The sequence below is a fragment of the Cellvibrio sp. PSBB006 genome, assembly GCF_002162135.1.
Taxonomy (GTDB): Bacteria; Pseudomonadota; Gammaproteobacteria; order Pseudomonadales; family Cellvibrionaceae; genus Cellvibrio.
Genome location: NZ_CP021382.1, coordinates 3229463 through 3250761, shown reverse-complemented (window position 1 = coordinate 3250761; position 21299 = coordinate 3229463). Strand labels below are relative to the sequence as shown.

Here is a 21299-nt window from a genome sequence, read left to right as displayed (position 1 = left end):
ATTATGCTCATTAGACAGGCTCTTCTCAACACAAAAAAACATCGGGCTAAATAAATGAAACACATTAATGCGTTAATCCGTTTGTGCATCCTGTCGCTGGTGTTTGTTCTCACTGCTTGTGGTGGCGGAAGCGGTGGCAGTGACGATGGCGGCAGTGCAAACAGTAGCGTGACGAGTAGCACCAACAGCACAAATAGCAGTGCTGTGAGTAGTGCAGATAGCAGCACAAGTAGCAGCGAGAATAACGCCTCAGAAAATAGCTCAAGCAGCGTTGCAGAAAGTAGTGCAAACAGCAGTGTCGAGAGTAGCGCAAGTAGTGATGCACAAAGCAGTGTTGAAAGTGCCAGCAGCACAGCCAGCAGCGTCATCGCTATTCCGGACACAAGTTCAAGTAGCAGCGCGGAAAGCAGTTCACATAGCAGTACAGAAAGTAGTGCCAGTAATAGCGAAGAAAATAGTTCAAGCAGTAACGCCGAAAGTAGCGCAAGCAGCAGCGAAGAGAGTAGTTCAAGTAGTAATGCCGAAAGCAGTACTAGCAGCGAAGAAAGTAGCTCAAGTAGCAGTAGCAGCGTAGAAAATAGTTCTAGTAGCAGCTCTGACAGCAGCTCCAGTGAAGCCAGCGAAGACACAATACCAGACGCTTTTGCGTTTGCCGGTCAGCTTGATGTAACCCCCGGTGTTTTTGTGATGTCGGAAGCGATCACCATCGCTGGCATTAATGCACCTACAGCGATTGAGATAATCGGTGGTGAGTATGCCATTGATGATGGTCTCTTCACCGATGCAGACGGGACGATTACAGACGGGCAAACGGTGCGCGTTCGCGTCTTGACTGCGGATACCGGATTAACCACAACTACTGCCACATTGACTATTGGTGGCATCAGCAGTCATTTTGACGTGACGACTCAGGTGGATATTACGCCGGATACATTTAGTTTTGAAGCGCAAACCGATGTGGCATTTTCTGCGCTCGTCGAGTCGAACAGCGTGACCATCAGCGGACTGGATGAGCCTGTCATCATCAACGTTACCGGCGGTGAATACAGTATCGATGGCGCTGGCTTTACACCGGAAGAGGGTGTTATTCAGGTTGGTGAGAGTGTCAGGTTACGCGTGGCAGCAGCAGATACCTTCGGCACCACCACAACCGCTACCATTATTGTAGGTAACATCAGTGCGGAGTTTTCGGTTACCACCATCAAAGATACTTCAGCACCAACGGCAAACGTCCTCTTTCCTCTGCCAGTCGGGATGACAACGAGCAATACCATTTTGGTTCGTGGCACAGCGAATGATGCAGAAAATAATGAAATTACCGCTGTTACGATTGAGGGTGTGCCTGCCACCAGCGATGATGGCTTTGCTACCTGGCAAGCGCAGGTGCCACTCGCACTGGGCAAAACCATACTGGATGTAACCACGCAAGATATCAACGGCAATATCGACACGAATGCCGCCAGAATCACGATGACCTCAGGCACCTCCGTAGAAAACTTTGAACGGCCGCGAGCGATTGAGTTTGATGCGGAAAATAATCGAGCACTGGTGGTGGATGAAACCTTGAAAGCACTGCTTTCTGTTGATTTGGACACAGGCGGTCGCATTATGTTATCCGGTGCTGGGACGGGCGAAGGAACAACCTTTAGTAAACCGACGTCGGTTGCACTTGATAGTGACAACCATCGTGCGCTGGTGACTGATATTGGCAGAAAGGCCGTTATTGCCGTGGATCTGACCACCGGCGACAGAAGTATTTTTTCCGCCAGCTCAGACTGTGTTTTGTCAGGCCTTAAAGACCGGGTTCCGCTCGCTGTTGCGATGGACAAAGCCAATAATCGCGCGCTGACATTGGACTGCGTCAGCATAGCAGCAGCGGTGATGGCGATAGATCTAACCACCGGTGAAAGCAGTCGGCTGGACACTGGAGGCGCACGCATGGAGAACGTCACCGGTATCGCCGTAGACAGTCTAAACAACCGTGCTTTGGTGAGTGCTTTTGGCCAGTCATTTTTCGTCGGCGATGTTCCCCAGAACACGCCCAGTGTGTTAGCGATCGATTTTGCCACCGGAACCAGAACGGTATTTTCAGGCGACAACGGCAGTCGCCTTGTAGGAGCCGGCCAAAATGATTTTGAAAACCCGGTATCCATCAGCATGGATGTCGCCGGCAATCGCGCCATTGTTTTAGACGCCGACACCGATGGCTTGGGTGCTTTGTTTGGTGTCGATTTAACAACCGGCTTCCGCACGGTATTGTCCGGCCCGCGCGATGGCGGTGGCTCCACGGGCACAAAAGATCCTTTTACGGAGGCGATCTCCGTTGCCTACAACAGTCTCACCGGTAATAACCTGGTACTGGATGCCGCTCGAGATCTCATCATTAATGTGAGGAATGGTTTTCGCTTTCCCATCGCCAATCGAACAAACGCAACACTATTTGAGACACCCAACGGCTTGGCGCTTGATAGTGACAATAACCGCGTATTTACCGTAGATCATACCCGGGGCACTTTATTTTCCGTGGATTTAAATAGCGCGCAGATAGGCATCATATCCAGCGGAGCGCAAACCGATGGCATTCTGGATTTTGATTTGCCTTTTAATGTTGCCTTTGACCGGGATAACAACCGCATACTGGTGCCTGATGTACCGGAAGGTTTGATATCCGTGGACCTGACGGTGGGCGATTCCACGCGTAACCGCTCGCTATTGTCGGGCGCCGGCGCCGGATCTGGCCCTACGCTGGACTCACCCTTCTCCGTTGCATTAGATACCGAAAATAATATTGCTTATGTCGGGACAGCAGTTCAAGCCGATGCCAAGTTATTTGTTGTAGATACGGTGACGGGCGCTAGAACATTATTATCTGCCAGCACAAAGGGAACCGGGCCCACGCTCAGGAGTGTGCAATCGATTATTTTGGATAAGGACAACAATCGTGTATTGGCAGCCAACAGTAACTTCTCTGATGGCGGTTTTATCTGTGCCATAGATCTGACTACGGGTAATAGAAATATTATCTCCGGTCTCGGTGTGGGGGGAGGAACGCCTTTTGGCAGTGTTGCTTACATTGCCTCTGATACTGTTAACAATCGCCTCTTAGCTGCAGACAGCAAGTCAAATGCGATCATCGCAGTCGATTTAACCACCGGTGACCGGGTGGAAGTATCAGGGCCTAATACCGGCAGCGGTCCATTGTTCGGATCGCCTTCAGGCATAGCGCTGGGTGAAAACAATATTGTCTTCGTGATAGATAGCGGTCTTGATCAATTGTTTGCGGTGGACTTAATCAGCGGTGAGCGAGTGATGGTGGCACGCTAGATAAATAAAAGTGGCTCCCCCCATTTGGCGGGTATTGACCCGCGGAGATCGAGCGTAAAATTCAGTCTTCGTCGGCGTATTTCAAAATGAACTCAACAAATTATCTGTCGCTGCTGTAATAAAAAGAGGGCTTTCCATGACACATTGGTTGATCATAAAAAAGGCCGAAGCATTTAAAGGAATACATTCCTGGAATATATCTCAAGGCGGACATTTTCTTGCACCTTATGTGGGCACAGGGATCTGCCTTGCTGCCTCTTGTTACTATATGTCTATGCATAAACGAGGAAGTTCGTTAAGGGAAGGCTTGGGATTGCAACAAGGTAACAACAACCTATTCGCTCAGTTGAATGAAGATTCCATAAAGTTTCTTAGAAGTCAGCAAATATGTTTTGGCAGCAGAACTGATTCAAGCACATTTAAAAAATGGCTAGACACGGAAAGCAAGCTGAAGAGGAAAGGATACGGCGGAGGTGAGCTTACCATGGCAAAGTTATTAGCCTCGATCCGCGGCATTCTGCCTTCAGGAGGATACATGATGTTTATTGTTTCTCCGGCTGAAGAGTCGAAGCACGCTATGGTTGCGTACTTTGGCGCGAGAAGAAATAACCGGGTTCCTGTACGCTTTTTTGACATCAACGTCGGAGAATTTCTCTTTCGTGATCATGTGCGATTTTTATTCTTTTTTGATTGGTTATTGAGGTGTGTTTACGCTAATAACCAGCCTGCCACCTACGAATTTCAGCATTTTCTTTAAGCAATAGTTACAAACGGCCATCATTAAGATTAAAAGCTTGGGCCAGATAGGTACGATTACACACCAACCTATCGGGTTACTATGACATTCAAAACATGTATTGAACTTCCCAGACTTTCATAGACAAATCCAAAGCTCATTTTGAGGCGCGTTCAAACGCCTTGATAAGGAATGCAAAACGGCCATGGCGCGCAAAATAACATCATAGCCGTTGGTGACGCTCGGCATACCCCCCCATTTGGTGGGTACTGCATATTCACTATTTGACGTAGCATAAAGACTCGTCTTACCCCCTGTCTTCCAGGTGAGCCATCGCAACCGTGAGTTCTTCCGCTCGCTCATGGATTTGAGACACTAACAATGAGGTTGAAAAACTCCTATGCCCTTACCCACCGACCTGGAAGTTCTGGAAAAAGCCGAAGCCTACAAAGGCATTCACTCGTGGGACGTGTCCCAATCCCATACGATATTGGGCAGACAGGCGGGGCGGGGTGTTTGCTTTGCCGCCTCCTGTTATTACATTTCAAAGCACAAAGCGGGTGGATCATTGAGAGAGTTCATCGGCATGTATTTGGAAAATAACAAGCGAACCTTCGTTCCCTTGAACCAAAAGGCGGTAGGCCTGATTAAAACCGAGCAGAAACATTTCAGGCATTTTGAGACACCGGCTTTCGAGGCTTGGCTGAATCATAAAAGTGGAGTGAAAAAGCGCGGCTACGGTGGCGGTTCTGTCACTAGAATGAACTTGTTGAACTCCATCCTGGCCGTAAACGCCGGGTATATGCTGTTCGGTTTTATGCCGCCGGACGGTAGTGGGCATGCGGTGGCGATGTATTTCGGTACTGAAAGACGAGGTAAGGTTCCGGTTCGGTTTTTTGATGTAAATTTTGGGGAGTTTTTGTTTAGGGATCGCTATGAATTTTTCTGCTTCTTCGAATGGCTGCTTTTCGTGGGTTACGGCAACAGCGCAACATCGCGTTACGTGTTCTTCCACCTCGTATAAAGTGATTGCCGGTTCGGAATGTCAGTAGTGCCTGAAAGTGGCACTGACGCATTAGCTAACAATAACATTTTCTTTTGGAAGTACGTTGAAAACTGAAATCGTTTTCAACGTACTTTTAAATAATTTATAAAAATTATTTACGCAGCACCGCACAAAATTTCTCTTTTATCTGGCCTAGCATGATTGTGCCAGGTTGCCCGTTAAGGACATCAACGATAAGAGAGATACTCCCATGACTTTTTTTTCACACTCACGCATCGTCAAAAAAATTGCAGTGCTTTTTGCAAGTTCTCTATTCGCTTTTCCCACTTTCGCCCAAAACGAACACAATAATCTTAATCAAAAATTATTGATGGGTTATCAAGGTTGGTTCCTTGCCGCCGGTGATAACTCGCCGCCCAATGAATGGCGCCATTGGTTTAACAGCCTCACCAATCCTTCCGCCGCTAACCTCAATATTGATATGTGGCCGGACATGCGCGAATACACGCAAACCTATCCGACCAACATGACCTATGGGGACGGCTCCAGCGCGCGATTATTTTCGTCTTACGACGAAAGCACGGTGATGACCCATTTCAAATGGATGGAGGATTACGGTATCCACGGCGTTTATCTGCAACGCTTTCTCGGTGAAGCGGTAAACGATCCGCGCTTTTTTCAAGTGCGTAATAAAGTGCTGCAAAATGTGATGACCGCCGCGCAAACCCATGGCCGGCAATTCGCGGTGATGTACGACTTATCCGGCGTGCCCGACGACGGCAACCTCTACAACAAATTAATTAATGACTGGGAGTATCTGGTACAGAACTATCAGATGACGACGCAAGGCACTTACCTCAAGCAAGAAAATTTACCGGTGATTGCGCTCTGGGGTATCGGCTTTAATGAGCGCGGATTGAACCCGGATACTTTCGCGCAGATCATCGATTACTTCCAGAACAGTGCGCCGCCCGCGTATCGCGCTTACGTGGTAGGTGGTGTCCCTGGTGAGTGGCGCACGCTGACCGGCGATTCTGAAACGGATGCGCGCTGGGCGCAGGTGTATCGCTCACTGGACATGATCTCGCCCTGGACGGTGGGCCGTTATACCAACAATACCGAGGTGGATAACTGGAAGAATCAGCGCATCGTCCCGGATATGGCCGCCGCAGCGGCCAGCGGCGCGGATTATATGCCGGTGATCTGGCCGGGCTTTTCCTGGTACAACCTGCACGACGGCCCGCTCAACCAGATCCCGCGCAACGGTGGCCAATTCTATTGGCGGCAGGCCTACAACGCGCTCGACGCGGGTGCCGGGTTTATCTACGTGGCGATGTTCGACGAGGTGGACGAAGCCACCGCCATGTTCAAACTGGCGGAAACGAGCAGCGACATTCCCGCCCAAGGCAACTTCGTGACTCTTGATGCTGATGGCACAGACCTGCCCAGCGACTGGTACCTGCGTCTGGCCGGGGAAACCCAGAAGATTCTCGCGGGCACATCGCCTTTGTCCGCGACTATTCCCATCAGTCCCACTGACGAACCGGATGTGCCGGTGGGTGAACCGAAAAACCCGATCATCCGCCATATGTTTACCGCCGACCCGTCCGCCCATGTGTGGGACGACGGCCGTTTATATATCTACGCCTCCCACGATATCGCGCCCGCGCGCGGTGCGGATTTGATGGACCAATACCACGTGTTCTCCACCGACGACATGGTGAACTGGGTGGATCACGGCGAGATCCTGCGCGCCAGCGACGTGCCCTGGGGGCGGCCGGAAGGCGGTTTTATGTGGGCGCCGGATGCGGCCTACAAAGACGGCACCTACTATTTTTACTTCCCCCACCCCAGCGGCACCGAGTGGAATACCACCTGGAAGATCGGCGTGGCCACCAGCAGCCAACCCGCCAGCGGCTTTGTGGTGCAGGGTTATATTCCGGGGCTGGATGCGCTGATTGATCCGGCGGTATTTATCGATGACGACGGCCAGGCCTACTTTTACCACGGCGGTGGCGGCGTCGCGAAAGGCGGCAGGCTGAAAGACAACATGATGGAGATCGATGGCCAAATGCAAACCATGGCGGGTCTGGAGGATTTCCATGAAGCAGCCTGGGTTCATAAACGCAACGGTCTCTATTACTTGTCCTACTCTGACAACCATGACGTTGGCGACCAGCACAACCGCATGCGCTACGCCACCAGCACCAACCCCCTCGGCCCGTGGACGTCGCGCGGCATCTATATGGACCCGACGGACAGCTACACCAACCACGGTTCGATCGTGGAGTACAAGGGTCAGTGGTACGCCTTCTACCACAACAGCTCGCTCTCCGGTGACGACTGGCTGCGCTCGGTAGCGGTGGACAAATTGTTCTACAACGCCGACGGGACCATCCGGAAAGTGGTGCAAACCAAGGAACACGGCGCGCCCTATGGCGGCGTCGCGCGTGCCATTCCCGGCACCATCCAGGCAGAAGACTTCGATGAGGGCGGGCAAGCCGTTTCCTACAGCGATAGCGATGCGGAAAACCTCGGCGGCGCCTACCGACCCAACGAAGCGGTGGACATTGCAGCTAATGCGAGCGGCGGCCATCACGTCGGCTGGTTGGGCGGCAGTGAATGGCTGGAATACACCGTCGAGGTAGCCAACAGCGGCAACTATGAACTCGAACTGCGCGTAGCGTCTGAAAGCGGTAGCAGTTTGCGCATCATGGTCGATGGCATTGATGCGACTGGTCAGGTTCCAGTGCCTGCCACCGGCGCATGGCAGAGCTACACCACCATTAGCACACCCATCACGCTAACGGCCGGTCAACATATCCTGCAATTGCGCGCGGGCGGCGCATTCAATATCGACTTTATGCGCTTCAGCAACACCGGCGGCGATGGCCAGACGCCATTCGGCGGCACGCCCTGGGCCATTCCCGGCACCATCGAGATGGAGAACTTCGACAACGGTGGTGAAGGCGTGGCCTACCATGACGCGGATGCTGCCAACAACGGCAATGCCGGTCGCACCAACGAAGGCGTGGACACCGAAAACGCCAGCGGCGGCGGTTTGAATGTGGGCTGGACCAGCAGCGGCGAATGGCTGGAGTACACCGTCAATGCGGCCACCAGCGGCACCTACGACCTGGAATTCCGCGTGGCCACTATCTTCGGCGGCGGCAACTTCCATGTGCAGTTCGATGGCGAAGACAAAACCGGCTTGATTCCCACCAGCAACACCGGCGGCTGGCAAACCTGGACCAGCGTCACGGCAGAAAATGTCGCGCTCGACGCGGGCGAACAGGTAATGCGCGTTTATCTGGACAACGCCAACTTCAACCTCGACAAGGTCATTATCACCCCCGCCAACCCGGACGTACCGGACGACGACCCGGTTGCCTACCGCATTCGCAACGTCTGGCAAAACAGCTACCTCGGCGACGGTGGCGCAACAGTGACCTACAGCAACTCACCGAACAGCGCCAACTTCGAATGGCAACTGGAAGAAGTCGCCGGCGGCCTGCAAGAAATCCGCAACCGCGCCACCGGCGACTACATGCACATCGAAAACCTCACCGGGAATATCCAATGCACCACTCGCACCAGCGGCTGGGCCAGCGCCCGCTGGCACATCGCCGACGCCGGTAACAGCCAGTTGCGTATCAGAAACGCCTGGCAAGGTAATGACTACATTCATGTGGAAAACCTCAACGGCAATGCGCAGCACGGGGGTATTTATATGGAGTGGAGTAGTGCGAAGTGGGTGTTGGAGGTGGTGGAAGATTGATGGTTAATAGGCAGGAACTTATTTATTAGAAATTTATGTGTGGTGCAAGGTTATCTGTTTGTAAAAAGTCGGATTACGCCTTTGGCTAATCCGACCTATATTAAGCAAACGATGATTAACTGCTTACCAATTTCCCGGCGGCGATGCGCAGGCGGCGGGAGAGTGACACGGCAATTGCGCGAATCACTTTGGCGGCGACTTTGGGGTTTTCCTGCATCATTTTTTCGAGTGAATCTTTGGATAGCAGCAGCAACACACATTCACTGGCGGTGGCGCACATGGCAGAGCGGCGTTCGCCATCGAGCACCGCCATTTCCCCAAAACTCTGGCCTTTGGGTAAGGTGGCGATCTGGACATTTTTTTCTTCGGCATTGGCTTTATAGACGGCAACACTGCCGCTGTTGATGATGCCCATAAAGGTACCCGCATCCCCTTCCTTGAAGATAATCTTGCCTTTGGGAATTTTGTTAAGGCTGAAATAACCGGCAGCAGAAAGTAGCTCCGCTGCGGCCAGGTTGTTGAACAGATTACACTCCGCCATCATGTCGCGGATTTCAGTGATCAGTGAAGACTTGTCGGGCATGATTCGCTAACCTGCAGCAGTTACCGTTTTTTGTTTACGAATCCATTCATCCACTTGATGTTCCAATACTGTCAACGGCAGGGCGCCGCCTCCCAATACAAAATCGTGAAATGCACGCAAATCAAATTGTTCGCCTAACTCGCGTTTTGCTTTATCTCGCAGTTCAACAAATTTATTCATGCCGATTTTATAAGTCGTCGCCTGGCCGGGCATGACGATGTAACGCTCAATCTCCCGCGTTGCATCAGCGCGATTCATCGGACTGTTGGCAACAAAATAATCGATGGCTTGTTCCCGCGTCCATTTCTTGCTGTGAATGCCGGTGTCTACCACCAAGCGCACCGCACGCCAAAGTTCCATCGCCAGCCGGCCAAAATCGGAATAGGGATCAGCGTAAAACCCCATCGCCCTGGGTACCAGCTCAGCGTAAAGACCCCAGCCTTCGATGTAAGCGGTGTAACCACCGTGGCGACGGAACGACGGTAAATCCTTCATTTCCTGCGCAATCGCAATTTGCATGTGATGGCCCGGTAGTGCTTCATGATACGCCAGCGCTTCCATTTGGTAACGGGGTACGCCGCTCATATCGTACAAATTCACGTAATAGGTACCGGGGCGGGAACCGTCAGGTGCGGGACCATTATAAAACGCCTTGCCTGCTGATTTTTCACGAAAGGGTTCAACCGCTTTGACAATCAGATCTGCTTGGGGCAAGTGGCCGAATAGCTCCGGCAAACGTTTTTTCATCGCATCAATAATAGCGCGCGTATCCTGTAAATATTGTGCCCGGCCAGCGTCACTGTCGGGATAATAAAATTGCGGATCATCGCGCACAAACGTAAAAAAGGCTTGCAGGTCGCCATCAAATTTGACGGTCTTCATGACCTGCTCCATTTCCTTGCGAATCCGCGCAACTTCGGCCAGACCAATTTTGTGAATAGCGTCAGCACTTAGCGTGGTTGTGGTCATCCGCTCCAGCGCGTGATTATAAAAAGCTTTTCCCTGCGGTAATTTCCACACGCCATCACGGCTGTCCGCACGGGCCTGCAAACCCTCGACCGCTTTAATTAAACGCTGATACGCTGGCTTTAGGGTATGCTGCAATTCATGTGTTGCGGTACTGAGTACTCTTGTCTCTTGTTTGTCATCGAGCTTCAAGGCCTCTACTTTCTTGGTGAAATCTTCCAACAAAGGGCTGATATGTTTGCTGTCATCAAAGGGCTGGCCTTTGATGATATTGCGACTGTCATCCAACACGTAGGGATAAACAAACGCCGGTGCGAGAATACCTTTATCCGCGCGACGTTGCAGGTTGTCGATCAGTTGATCAATCAGTTCTCCCACACCGGCAAGTCGTGCTACATAAGCGTCGGCATCTTCTATCGATGCAATATTGTGCGAGTTGATAAGAAAGGCAGGAATACCGGCATGGAGTCCGAACATTTGGTTGACCGGATAATTGTGATCGCGCCACTTATAACCTGCGATATCTTTTTTCAGTTCAAATTTCTGTAGCTCGTAACTGAGCTGGTTATCAGGATTGAGTGAATTCTTATCCAGTTTTTTCAAACGCGCCAGTTGATCTTTATTCAGTTGGAGATAAAGCTCGCTTCGCTCTGGACTGATATCGTCCCATTTATCGTAATTGGTTTTGCGCCCCAGGTCGGTTTGCCACATAGGGCTGAGTGATACTGATTCTTCAAAAAATAATTCGAAAAGTGCACGCGCTTTTGCGTCTGCATCTGTGTCGGCGGCGAAGGTTTCAGTGGTGACGAATAGTAAAAAAAAAGCGATAAAAAACTTTGCGCGTATCATAACGTCCTCGTCGTGAAGATTTGTTTTAAGTCCGGAATTATTTACTACCTAATGGCACGGAGTTTGTTATCAGGGGTTGTGTTTCGAAACCCTCAAGTCAGGGATGACTTGAGGGAGCTACAGGGATGATGCATTCACCACGTCCATGTGGTTCACCCTACGGGCAGCTTCGCTGTGCAAATTGACTTTCCTGTCAATTTGTCATGTGTTTTCGAAACACAACCCCTGATAACAAACGCACTCCATTGTTACCACAGAGTGTCACTCCCAAAACTATTTACCCTGAATAACAGGCAACAATTTCCCATCCATTTCATATCCATTATCCCGCGCAATCTTCTCCAAATTAGCAATGCGCGCATCCAGGTCCGGGTGCGTAGACATCCATTCCGGCAACACCAAGTCATCATGTTCTTCTTTAAGTTTACGGAACAATTCATCAGCTCCCGCCACATGACCATAATGATTGTGGAGTGCCTGCAATGCCCAACGATCTGCTTCGTTCTCCTGTTGGCGGGAATAATTTAACAGGGCGAGATTTCCACCGACACCGGCGAGTTGGGCGAGGTCGGTTTGGCCGAAGATCATGGCGCTGAGCAAGCTCATACTTAAACCCCGCGCGACGGCTTGCACCGGGTGGCGGTGTTGGATGTGGGCGATTTCATGAGCGATCACAAAGGCGAGGCCTTGTTCGCTGTCGACGGCATCCACCAGGCCTTCGAAGATCATCATGTTGCCGCCGAGAGTGGCGAAAGCATTGATGGTGTCGTCTTCGCTGTAGCGAACCTGCAAGGTGAGTTCAGGTGATAGGCCACCGGCTTGTGCGAGTTGGTCGGCGAGTTGTTGTAAATAGCGTTGCTGTTCGCCGGGTTGTTCGTCCAGTGTCCAGGATTGTGTCAGTGCCTGTTCCCAGGAAAAGGGTGTCCACTTTGCACTCCAGGCGACGAGTTGTAATAGCAGCCAGCACAAGAGGGCGAGTCCGGCAAAAAAACCGATCACCAATAAAATAAAATCTCGCGCCCAGCCGTGCTCGACAACGTTGATGCCTTCCGGCGGTTGACGATTTTCGTAGCGCATGTGGCTGCCCTTCGTGACGATAAACTAATTGCGCGGAATAACGGCGGTACCGTAGGCAAGCACTTCCAGACAACTGACGCTGTTGGGGTTGCGTCCGCCGATGGACATGGTTTCCAATTTGACATTAAAGATTTGCGTTGCGCCGAGCGCTTTGGCTTCTTCACGCATGCGCAGAATGGCTTCACGGCGCGCACGGTCGAGCAGGGATTCATAGGTGTTCAACCGCCCACCAATCAGCATGCGCAAGCCAGCAATAAAACGCTTGAAGTAATCTGAGGAAATCACCACCGAACCGCTCACCAGTTGCGTTGCCGGTGCCGGCAACACGGGCGGTGGCAAACGTTCCGCGAAGACCATCACCTGGTCAGGCGAGGTCTCGCGGGCGATGATGCTGGCGTAATGTTTTTTCTCCAGGTAGCGACCGGAAAAAAACCCCACCGTGAGTAATACCAACGCAATGACCAGGGGCCCGATAAATTGGGCGAGAAAAATTTCCATGGTATTTACTCCAGTTCGACGGCGCTGCCATAGACGAATAATTCTGCAGCGCCCACAGCAACGGAACTGGTAGAGAAGCGAATATTAAGGATGGCGTTGGCACCCATGGCTTTTGCCTGGGCGACCATGCGCGCGATGGCTTCTTCGCGCGAGTCATTGAGCAGCTCGGTGTAGCCTTTCAGCTCACCGCCGAAGACATTCTTGAACGAGGCCGCGATGTCGCGCCCCACATGTTTTGCGCGCACGGTACTTCCCTGCACCAGACCATAATGTGCAACAACCCGACGGCCGGGAACAATTTCCAGATTACTCAGCAACATGAAGGCTTCCTTTTTCAACAGGCAGATTTAGAGGAGCGGTTAATCTAGCACAGTTGTCACTTCATGCAACGCATCAACGCTTGCGGCGGTAAAGCGTCATGGCGATGGGACCACAGACCAGTGTCAGCAGTGCCGGGGCAATCAAGGACAGACCGATAAGTTGCACGCTGGCATTGCCATCCATCAAGCCGCGAATGGCGCTTACCAGATGCGTTACAGGATTCACCGAGACAAAGGCTTGCAACCAGCCGGGCATAGTGGTGGGGTCAACGTAGATATTGGAACCGAAGGTTAACGGCATCAGTATCAGCCAACCAATCGTCATCACCGCGCCGGGTGTGCGCAACAGTAAACCGATGGTGGTAAAGATCCAGCCGAGCCCCAGCCCGAACACGTTTAACAGCAGCAGTGATAACAACACACCGACCACACCGGCTTCGGGTCGATAACCCATAAGTAAGCCGATAATTACGACGATGATGGACGCCGCGGTGTAACGCAGCACATCGCCGAGCATCGCACCGACAATCGGCGAGGGCGACCAGATGGGCATGGATTTAAAGCGGTCGTAGATGCCTTTGGAAATATCGGTATTCAGGGTGACGCCGGTGTAAAGCGACGTGAAGGTAACCGTCTGAGCCAGGATGCCGGGCAATAGAAATTGCAAATAGTCACTGGTGGAACCTGCCAGCGCGCCGCCGAATAAGTAGGTGAACATCACCGTAAACATAATCGGCGTGATCACCACATCAAACAATTGCTCCGGCAGGTGTTTTATTTTTAACAGCGCCCGCCAACCAAACGCCACCACATTGGCGATTGCACTGGCTTGCGGCGGGCGGGTGTGAGCGCGAATCACCTTGTGCAAAGCGGCGTTGATATCATGTGATGTGTTATTCATGAACCCGCTCCTTCTGTCGTCGGTTCGGCTGCGAGGGGCGCCTGGCCGGTTAAAGCAAAAAACACTTCATCGAGACTGGGTTGACCGAGCGAATAATCGCTTAAACTGATTCCGGCCCGCGCTATTTCTGCCAAGGCCAGCGTGGCTTTTTGGGCGTCAGAAATCTGCACCGACAATGCGCAAGGATCTTTCTCAATCAACACCGGCACCGCCAACTGCTCGACCAGAATTCGTTGCGCTGCTTCACGCTCCGGCGCATGGCTAACGCGCAGATGCAACACACCGGAGCCGACAGATTTTTTCAGCTCACCGCTGGTGCCTTCCGCAATCACCTTACCGTGATCAATCACCGCAATGCGATCCGCCAATTGATCGGCTTCCTCAAGATACTGCGTCGTCAACAACACCGTCGTGCCCTCAGCCACCAAGGCCCGCACAATATCCCACACCTGATTGCGCGAGCGCGGGTCCAGCCCGGTCGTTGGTTCATCCAGAAAAATCAGATCCGGCGTCACCACCAGCGACGCCGCAATATCCAACCGCCGCCGCATACCACCGGAATACTGCTTGATCTGCCGATCCGCCGCCTCCGCCAGATCAAACGCCAGCAACAACTCCTGCGCCCGCTCCCTCGCCGCGCGCCCGCGAAACCCCAGCAGCCGCGCCAACAACACCAGATTCTCCCGTCCGGTCAAATCCTCATCCACCGACGCAAACTGCCCCGTCAAACTGATCCGCGAACGCACCGCATGCGCCTCACGCACCAGATCATGCCCCAACACCCGCGCCTGCCCGCCATCCAACGGCAACAAGGTCGCCAACATCCGCACCGTCGTCGTCTTCCCCGCCCCATTCGGCCCCAGCACGCCATACACGCTGCCCCTACGCACGCGTAGATCAATACCATTCACCGCATGCGTCGCACCGAAATGTTTGATCAACCCGGAAGCTTCAATCGCCAAATCGTCAGTCATTGTTTTGTCCATAACTTTGGTTGTCGTACCACCAATCTTGCCGCCTTGGTCTGGTAATGCCGGTTGGGACCATCAGCAGCAGGGATGCTGATGATGAGCCTACAAGGATGTATTCACGGCGTGTCCCAACTGGCATTACCAGATCAAGGCCCGCACGAATTTACGCAACGTGATAATCAAAAAGTCTTCAACAAAAAATTACCCAGCAACAACATTCACCCGCAAACACTCCCCCAACCCCTCAAGATTCGCCACCAACCGATCCCCCGGCACCACCGGCCCAACCCCCGCCGGCGTACCCGTAAAAATCAAATCCCCCGCCCGCAAACGCACAAACCGCGACACCTCCGCAATCAACTCCGCCACCGGCCACACCATCTCCCGCCAATCACCTTGCTGTACCAGATTCCCGTTACGGGTCAGCGACAGCTGCCCCATCTTCTGCAACTCCTCATAGCCACCGAGCTGCAACGCCGAGCAAGGCGCGGAACCATCAAAACCCTTTGCCAATTCCCACGGCCGCCCCTGTTGTTTTGCCTGTTGCTGCACATCGCGGCAGGTCATATCCAGCCCCACACCGAAACCCGCAACCAGGGCCGGCGCATCCGCAGCGGACACCTGATAACCCGACTGACCCAGCGCAATCACCAACTCCACCTCGTGATGCACATTCTGCGAAAACCAAGGGGAAATAAAATCTGTGTCAGATTCTGTCAGTGCACTTTGCGGCTTGAAAAAAAAGAATGGCGGTTCACGTTGCGGATCATGGCCCATCTCCCGCGCATGCTCGGCGTAATTACGCCCGATGCAGATAATTTTATTGACCGCAAAACGCGTATGGGGCTGGCCGATAACAGGCAATGAACAATGAGTATCGATGGACATAATGAGATCCCGATCAGGCAGTGCAGAAATAAAAAAAGACCCTGGAGCGGGGCTCGATCCAGGGTCAAAAAAGCGGATAGCTTATTTGGCGGTCAGGGTACCGGTGTCAACCAGATAATTAGTCAGATTGCGCGTCCAGCGTTCCATCAACATTCTGAAATAACGGGCATTGGTTACCCGATCCGTGCGCTCCAGGCGATTGCCGATATTGGCTGAGGTTTCACGATGGTCAATAAATTGCGCGATGACTTTATCGTTGCTGGCCTGGATCAGGGTTAAATCAAACGTAGCATTACCCACTTCATACACATACTTTTTTGTGCGGCCGGGCATGCTTAAATCCGGCGCGTAAATATTTAACTCGCGCAACAGCGGGCGATAGATAACATCTGCTTCTACAGCGCTGTCGACCACGGTGACATTGGTTTGCTCAGCCATGCCTTCGCGCAAGGCTTTCTTCAACATCTCGCCGTAGGTGCTGGTGATGCGCTCCAGATCCCGGTCGGTGTAATCGCCGCGAAAATCCAGCAGCCAATGTTTGTTGAAACTGACTGCCGGGTCTTCGATAAACACGTTTGAAAATGCAGGAATTCCACTGCCCGGCATCATTAATACATGATCAAAGCTGCCCGCTTTGGTGCCCATTAATTTTGGATCAGATTTCGGTAAAACCGGATCGCTGGCGCAGGCGCTCAGCAGTAAAGCGACAGCCAGTGAAACAAAGATGGCTGACAGGGTTCTGAATGCATTGCTGGAAAAATTTTTTCTCAACAGGGGGAATGACATAACGCCTCCGTCCACTAGGTGGTATAGCAAAAAGACTGCAAATTATGATTGTGAGTGCAACGGCTTGGACAACATCATCCTGATATAAGCACTTTGCGCCAGGAGTATCAGGACGGACCGGATCAACCGTTTACCGGTCTGTCGTCATAGACAACTCGCGCAAGTGAATGTCCTTCAGCTTGACATAATTATTTGCAGAATATGTAAAAAATTGTTTCTCGCTGTCCTTCAGTGGTCGTATCTGTTTGCAGGGTGATCCGACGTACAGATAGCCACTTTCCAGACGTTTACCGGGCGGCACCAACGTACCTGCACCGATCACCACATCGTCCTCTACCACCACGCCATCGAGCAGCGTGGAGCCGATGCCTACCAATACCCGATTGCCAATCGTGCAACCGTGGAGATTGACCGAGTGGCCGACGGTCACATCATCGCCGATCACCAGTGGATAACCATCCGGGTTAAACGGCCCGGCGTGGGTAATATGCAGGATGGAGCCGTCTTGAATACTGGTGCGGGCGCCTATACGTATAGAGTGCATGTCACCACGCACCACCGCATAAGGCCAGATAGACGAGTCATCGCCGATTTCAACCTGGCCGATAATGACCGCCGTCGGATCGACCAACACATTTTTGCCCAGTTTGGGGGTGTGGCCCTGATGGGTACGAAGCGCCTGATGGGTACTAAGCAAAGGTGACGTGGGTGTATTCATTGCAAAATCTCACGCGTGGAAATGGAGGTCGGTGGCGCTCACAAGCCGGCGCTACGCCGTAAACAATGCGTGTATCATACGGAATCCCGCACAGTGATTCAGCTGATCGATTGATTGGAGTCTGCGTTATGTCCAACCCGTTATTAGAAATCCACGAATTGCCCCCGTTTTCTGCTATCCAGCCGGAACATGTTGAACCGGCTATCAGTCAGTTGATCGACGCCAATCGCAAACACCTACAGGCGCTGCTCAGCGATCTGCAACAACCGAGCTGGGATAACCTTGTCGCCCCGCTGGAAGCACAGGGTGACTTGCTCGATCAGGCCTGGTCGCCGGTCAGTCATCTCAACGCCGTGTGCAACAACGACGCGCTGCGTACCGCTTACAACAACAGTCTGGCGCTGCTGACAGAGTACGGCACTGAAGTCAGTCAAAATACCGAGCTTTACAACGCCTATCAGCAATTGGCTGATAGTGAAGACTATGGCCGCCTGACTCAGGCCCAGAAGCAAGCGGTCGACAACGCCTTGCGCGATTTTCGTCTGGGCGGCGTAGCGCTGGATGGCGAGCAGAAAAAACGTTTCGGCGCGATTCAAAAACGCCTGTCCGAATTGTCCACGCAATTTTCCAACAATGTCTTGGATGCAACCCAGGCGTGGTTTAAACATTTCACCGACGCAGAAGCACTTGCCGGTTTGCCGGAATCGGCGCTGGCCCAGGCTGCTCAAGCGGCAGCGCAAAAACAATTATCCGGTTATGTCGTGACCCTGGATTTTCCTTCTTATTTAGCGGTAATGATGTATGCCGACAGCCGCCAATTGCGTGAAGAAATGTATACCGCTTATGTCACCCGCGCGTCGGCAGATGGCAAAAAAGCGGACGGTAGCAGCGCCGCGCAATGGGACAACAGTGCACTGATTACCGAGACGCTGGCCTTGCGTCACGAGTTGGCGCAATTGCTTGGCTTTGCTAATTACGCCGAACGCTCACTGGCGAGCAAGATGGCAGAGAGCACGCAACAAGTGCTGGATTTTCTGAATGAGCTTGCACAAAAATCGCGACCGCTGGCAGAGCGCGATATCCAGGAACTGCGCGACTTCGCGGCAACGCAAGGTTGTACGGATTTGCAACCCTGGGATATGACCTATTACAGCGAAAAACTGCGCGTGGAAAAGTATGCGATTTCGCAGGAAGAATTGCGGCCCTATTTTCCTGCCGAACGCGTTATCACCGGTATGTTTGATGTTGTGAAACGCTTGTATGACATCGATATTGTGCAAGTAGCGGTATTTGATTCCTGGCATCCTGACGTGCGTTTTTATCACATCTTCAAAAACGGCGAAAAAATCGCGAGCTTTTATCTCGACCTGTTTGCCCGCGAGCATAAACGTGGCGGTGCCTGGATGGCGGATTGTCGCGTGCGCCGCAAAACCGACACCGGCACGCAATTGCCAGTAGCCTTTTTAACCTGCAATTTTACGCCGCCGGTGGGTGATACGCCCTCGCTGCTCACGCACGATGAAGTCACCACGCTGTTTCACGAGTTTGGTCACGGCCTGCATCACATGTTGACGCAAATTGATGTGGCTGCGGTGAGTGGTATTAACGGCGTCGCCTGGGATGCCGTAGAGTTGCCCAGCCAATTTCTGGAAAACTGGTGTTGGGAACCGGAAGCCATTCCTCTGATTTCAGCGCACTACCAAACCGCAGAACCTTTGCCTCAAGCTTTGCTCGACAAGATGCTAGCCGCAAAAAATTTCCAATCCGGCATGCAGATGGTGCGACAGCTGGAATTTTCATTGTTCGATTTCCGCTTGCATGCAGAATACGACCCCGCTAATCCACAAGACCCGCAAGCGGTGCTGGATCAGGTGCGCCGTGACGTCGCGGTGGTACAGGCGCCGGCGTTTAATCGTTTTCAAAACAGCTTCAGCCATATCTTTGCCGGTGGTTACGCCGCCGGTTACTACAGTTATAAATGGGCCGAAGTTCTGTCTGCTGATGCCTTCTCACGTTTTGAAGAAGAAGGTATTTTTAATGCACAAACCGGTGAAAGCTTTCTGCACGAAATTCTGCAACAGGGTGGCAGCAAAGCGCCGATGGAATTGTTCATCAATTTCCGCGGCCGTGAGCCCAGCATCGAAGCCTTGTTGCGTCATAGCGGTTTAGGTGAGGCGGCATAATGGCCTACAGTCAAAAACGTCGTTTTGTTGCCGGCGCGGTGTGCCCGCGTTGCTCGGCAATGGATAAACTGGTGGTCTACAGTGAGGATGGCAAGGATTACCGCGAATGCGTGAGTTGTGGTTATAAGGATGAAATGCGCTTTCCCGGTAAGACTAAAGAGTTGCCCACACGAGTGAATACAACGGAGGAAGAAAAGCAGGAACAAGTGCAAGTCGTGAAAATTCTTTCGCCCAAATAATATGATGTGTCCATGTAAGTTCATGTAAAAAGCCCGCTCAAATGTCGCGGGCTTTTTTCAGGAATTTTAAGCAGGGTCTGCTAATGCAATTTATCCGGCTTCTCGCCAAATTCTACTGCAATCGCCAGGTCATCAGTCAGACAAGGCCAGCGCTCCAATTCCTCGGACCAGCCGCGGGCTTTATGTGAATCAATATAATGTTGGAAATTTTCGCCGGAGAAACCGTATTCATTCAGTAACAATTCAGCGGAAAACAACACGGCTTGGTCCAGCTCATTGGCAAAGGGCTCGCCAATTAATTCATGAGCAATGATATTGGCACGGGTCATATCCATGGGCGCAAGTGGAATCCCGCAGTAACCGATAAAACGATCGTTCACTTCTTCCAGCAACCGGTGCGCCAGATAAGCTTCATCCAGCAAGGTCTCCAGATGGCTGTGGCCATTCACAATATCCGGCGGCGATAAAAAATAATCGCAGGCAATATTAAGCAGCGGGCTGACACCGTCATAGATACCGGCTTCCTGTGCAATGCTGGTAATAGCCTCAATAAAATTGGGCACTTGTTCAATATAACGCACGACAAAATCTGCGAGTAAATCCGCAGCGTGGTCATCAGGTAATTTGATGGCCTCGTGGAGGTAGTGGGCGCGTTTCTCAAGCAAGCTCAGAAGTTGCGCGCTTTCCTTGTCATGTTCTCTGGCGTGGGTGATAAAGTCGCGAATTTGACTCACAGGGTTGATACTCATGGTTTTCCGAATCTTGCGATTCTGTCTGGATTGGCTGTGACAGCAGTGTCGATTCTTTGTCGAAGAATGCCGTCGAACGCAACATTAAAAGTAAACCAAAAGGCTGTAATCGCAAGTGAGTCTTAATACCGTCTTCTTATAAAAATAAAAAAAAGTGCTGTGAAGCATGCAATCCCTGTCTGAAAACTGTCCGCCTCATCCCTTGGGGGAGCAAGAGGCCTGTTGTCGTCCGTAGTAACGAAGCGGGGCGCATGGATTCTCACCTGTGCTACTTCATGTGAAAAACCAGGGGAAATTAACCACAAAAACCACAAAGCGATTGACTTTTTAATTTCTATATGGAATTACTGTCGCCTCTTTATGCGACAATTCGTCGCATGCAATGATCTGTACTCACGAAGGGTGTTGTAAACACCCCGGGACTTGTTCAGGATCTTGTCGCGCCAGGTAGTGCAGCGTGAAATAATGATTCAACAAGGTTTTTACTGCGTGTAAACTCCGCGTTCGCTCTACTTTCGCTCGGCTTGCCCCGCTTAGTTCCTGAATAGCTTCCCTGTAAAGCGGTAAGCGTAGTCTTCCTGTTAGCAGAGTAGAGAGAAATTGTGAATCTGGCTTTCGTTGAGGTGGTAAGGGGTATCGCCGCCAGGTGGTTCAGCGAAGATGTAGCCTGGGGCACTCCCTCAAGGTGTCCTGCAGTAGTTAGAAAATAAGCATAATTAGCTACACG

The 21299-nt window shown here is 52.0% G+C and carries 17 protein-coding genes; 6 read left to right on the top strand and 11 right to left on the bottom strand.

Annotation, left to right across the window (positions count from 1 at the left end):
- Positions 1–54: 54 nt before the first annotated feature.
- The 4 genes from CBR65_RS13415 to CBR65_RS13400 all read left to right on the top strand — a co-directional run bounded on the left by CBR65_RS13415 (position 55) and on the right by CBR65_RS13400 (position 8844).
- Positions 55–3324 carry a hypothetical protein gene (locus CBR65_RS13415; protein WP_087467323.1) on the top strand — a complete coding sequence of 1090 codons (3270 nt, stop codon included), beginning with the start codon at positions 55–57 and terminating at the stop codon, positions 3322–3324.
- Positions 3325–3460: 136 nt separating this feature from the next.
- On the top strand, positions 3461–4081 hold the full coding sequence (locus CBR65_RS13410) for a hypothetical protein (RefSeq protein WP_087467322.1): 621 nt from the start codon (positions 3461–3463) through the stop codon (positions 4079–4081).
- 379 nt (positions 4082–4460) lie between these two features.
- Positions 4461–5084, top strand: coding sequence for a YopT-type cysteine protease domain-containing protein (locus CBR65_RS13405; RefSeq protein ID WP_087467321.1), 624 nt, complete (start codon positions 4461–4463; stop codon positions 5082–5084).
- Between the two features lie 232 nt (positions 5085–5316).
- A complete protein-coding gene (locus CBR65_RS13400) occupies positions 5317–8844 on the top strand; it encodes a carbohydrate-binding protein (protein WP_087467320.1) in 3528 nt (1175 codons plus the stop codon).
- A gap of 115 nt (positions 8845–8959) precedes the next feature.
- Here CBR65_RS13400 and CBR65_RS13395 read toward each other — a convergent pair whose 3' ends face one another.
- The 10 genes from CBR65_RS13395 to CBR65_RS13350 all read right to left on the bottom strand — a co-directional run bounded on the left by CBR65_RS13395 (position 8960) and on the right by CBR65_RS13350 (position 17401).
- Positions 8960–9427 (bottom strand): cyclic nucleotide-binding domain-containing protein, encoded by a 468-nt coding sequence (locus tag CBR65_RS13395; RefSeq protein WP_087467319.1) that lies wholly within the window; start codon positions 9425–9427, stop codon positions 8960–8962.
- A 6-nt stretch (positions 9428–9433) separates the two neighbouring features.
- A complete protein-coding gene (locus CBR65_RS13390; RefSeq protein WP_087467318.1) occupies positions 9434–11242 on the bottom strand; it encodes a DUF885 family protein in 1809 nt (602 codons plus the stop codon).
- A 273-nt stretch (positions 11243–11515) separates the two neighbouring features.
- Complete coding sequence (locus tag CBR65_RS13385; RefSeq protein ID WP_087467317.1) at positions 11516–12319, bottom strand: M48 family metallopeptidase; 804 nt, start codon at positions 12317–12319, stop codon at positions 11516–11518.
- A 24-nt stretch (positions 12320–12343) separates the two neighbouring features.
- The gene (locus CBR65_RS13380) at positions 12344–12817 is read right to left on the bottom strand and encodes a YbjQ family protein (protein WP_087467316.1); all 474 of its coding nucleotides are present in this window, start codon (positions 12815–12817) and stop codon (positions 12344–12346) included.
- Between the two features lie 5 nt (positions 12818–12822).
- Positions 12823–13137: a YbjQ family protein gene (locus CBR65_RS13375; protein WP_087467315.1), complete on the bottom strand. Its 315-nt coding sequence runs from the start codon at positions 13135–13137 to the stop codon at positions 12823–12825.
- Positions 13138–13210: 73 nt separating this feature from the next.
- Entirely contained in the window at positions 13211–14038 is an 828-nt protein-coding gene (locus tag CBR65_RS13370) for an ABC transporter permease (protein ID WP_087467314.1), read from the bottom strand.
- Positions 14035–15012 carry an ATP-binding cassette domain-containing protein gene (locus tag CBR65_RS13365; RefSeq protein WP_087469068.1) on the bottom strand — a complete coding sequence of 326 codons (978 nt, stop codon included), beginning with the start codon at positions 15010–15012 and terminating at the stop codon, positions 14035–14037. The genes CBR65_RS13370 and CBR65_RS13365 overlap by 4 nt, the downstream gene beginning before the upstream one ends.
- A 198-nt stretch (positions 15013–15210) precedes the next feature.
- The gene (locus CBR65_RS13360; RefSeq protein ID WP_087467313.1) at positions 15211–15897 is read right to left on the bottom strand and encodes a fumarylacetoacetate hydrolase family protein; all 687 of its coding nucleotides are present in this window, start codon (positions 15895–15897) and stop codon (positions 15211–15213) included.
- Between the two features lie 81 nt (positions 15898–15978).
- On the bottom strand, positions 15979–16683 hold the full coding sequence (locus tag CBR65_RS13355; RefSeq protein WP_087467312.1) for a hypothetical protein: 705 nt from the start codon (positions 16681–16683) through the stop codon (positions 15979–15981).
- 130 nt (positions 16684–16813) lie between these two features.
- Entirely contained in the window at positions 16814–17401 is a 588-nt protein-coding gene (locus tag CBR65_RS13350) for a gamma carbonic anhydrase family protein (protein ID WP_087467311.1), read from the bottom strand.
- 128 nt (positions 17402–17529) lie between these two features.
- Here CBR65_RS13350 and prlC point away from each other — a divergent pair, with 128 nt between their 5' ends.
- Positions 17530–19584, top strand: a complete 2055-nt coding sequence (gene prlC / locus CBR65_RS13345; protein WP_087467310.1) for an oligopeptidase A — start codon at positions 17530–17532, stop codon at positions 19582–19584.
- The gene (locus CBR65_RS13340) at positions 19584–19823 is read left to right on the top strand and encodes a YheV family putative zinc ribbon protein (protein WP_087467309.1); all 240 of its coding nucleotides are present in this window, start codon (positions 19584–19586) and stop codon (positions 19821–19823) included. The genes prlC and CBR65_RS13340 overlap by 1 nt, the downstream gene beginning before the upstream one ends.
- 80 nt (positions 19824–19903) lie before the next feature.
- Here CBR65_RS13340 and CBR65_RS13335 read toward each other — a convergent pair whose 3' ends face one another.
- A complete protein-coding gene (locus CBR65_RS13335) occupies positions 19904–20572 on the bottom strand; it encodes a hypothetical protein (protein WP_087467308.1) in 669 nt (222 codons plus the stop codon).
- Positions 20573–21299 lie beyond the last annotated feature (727 nt).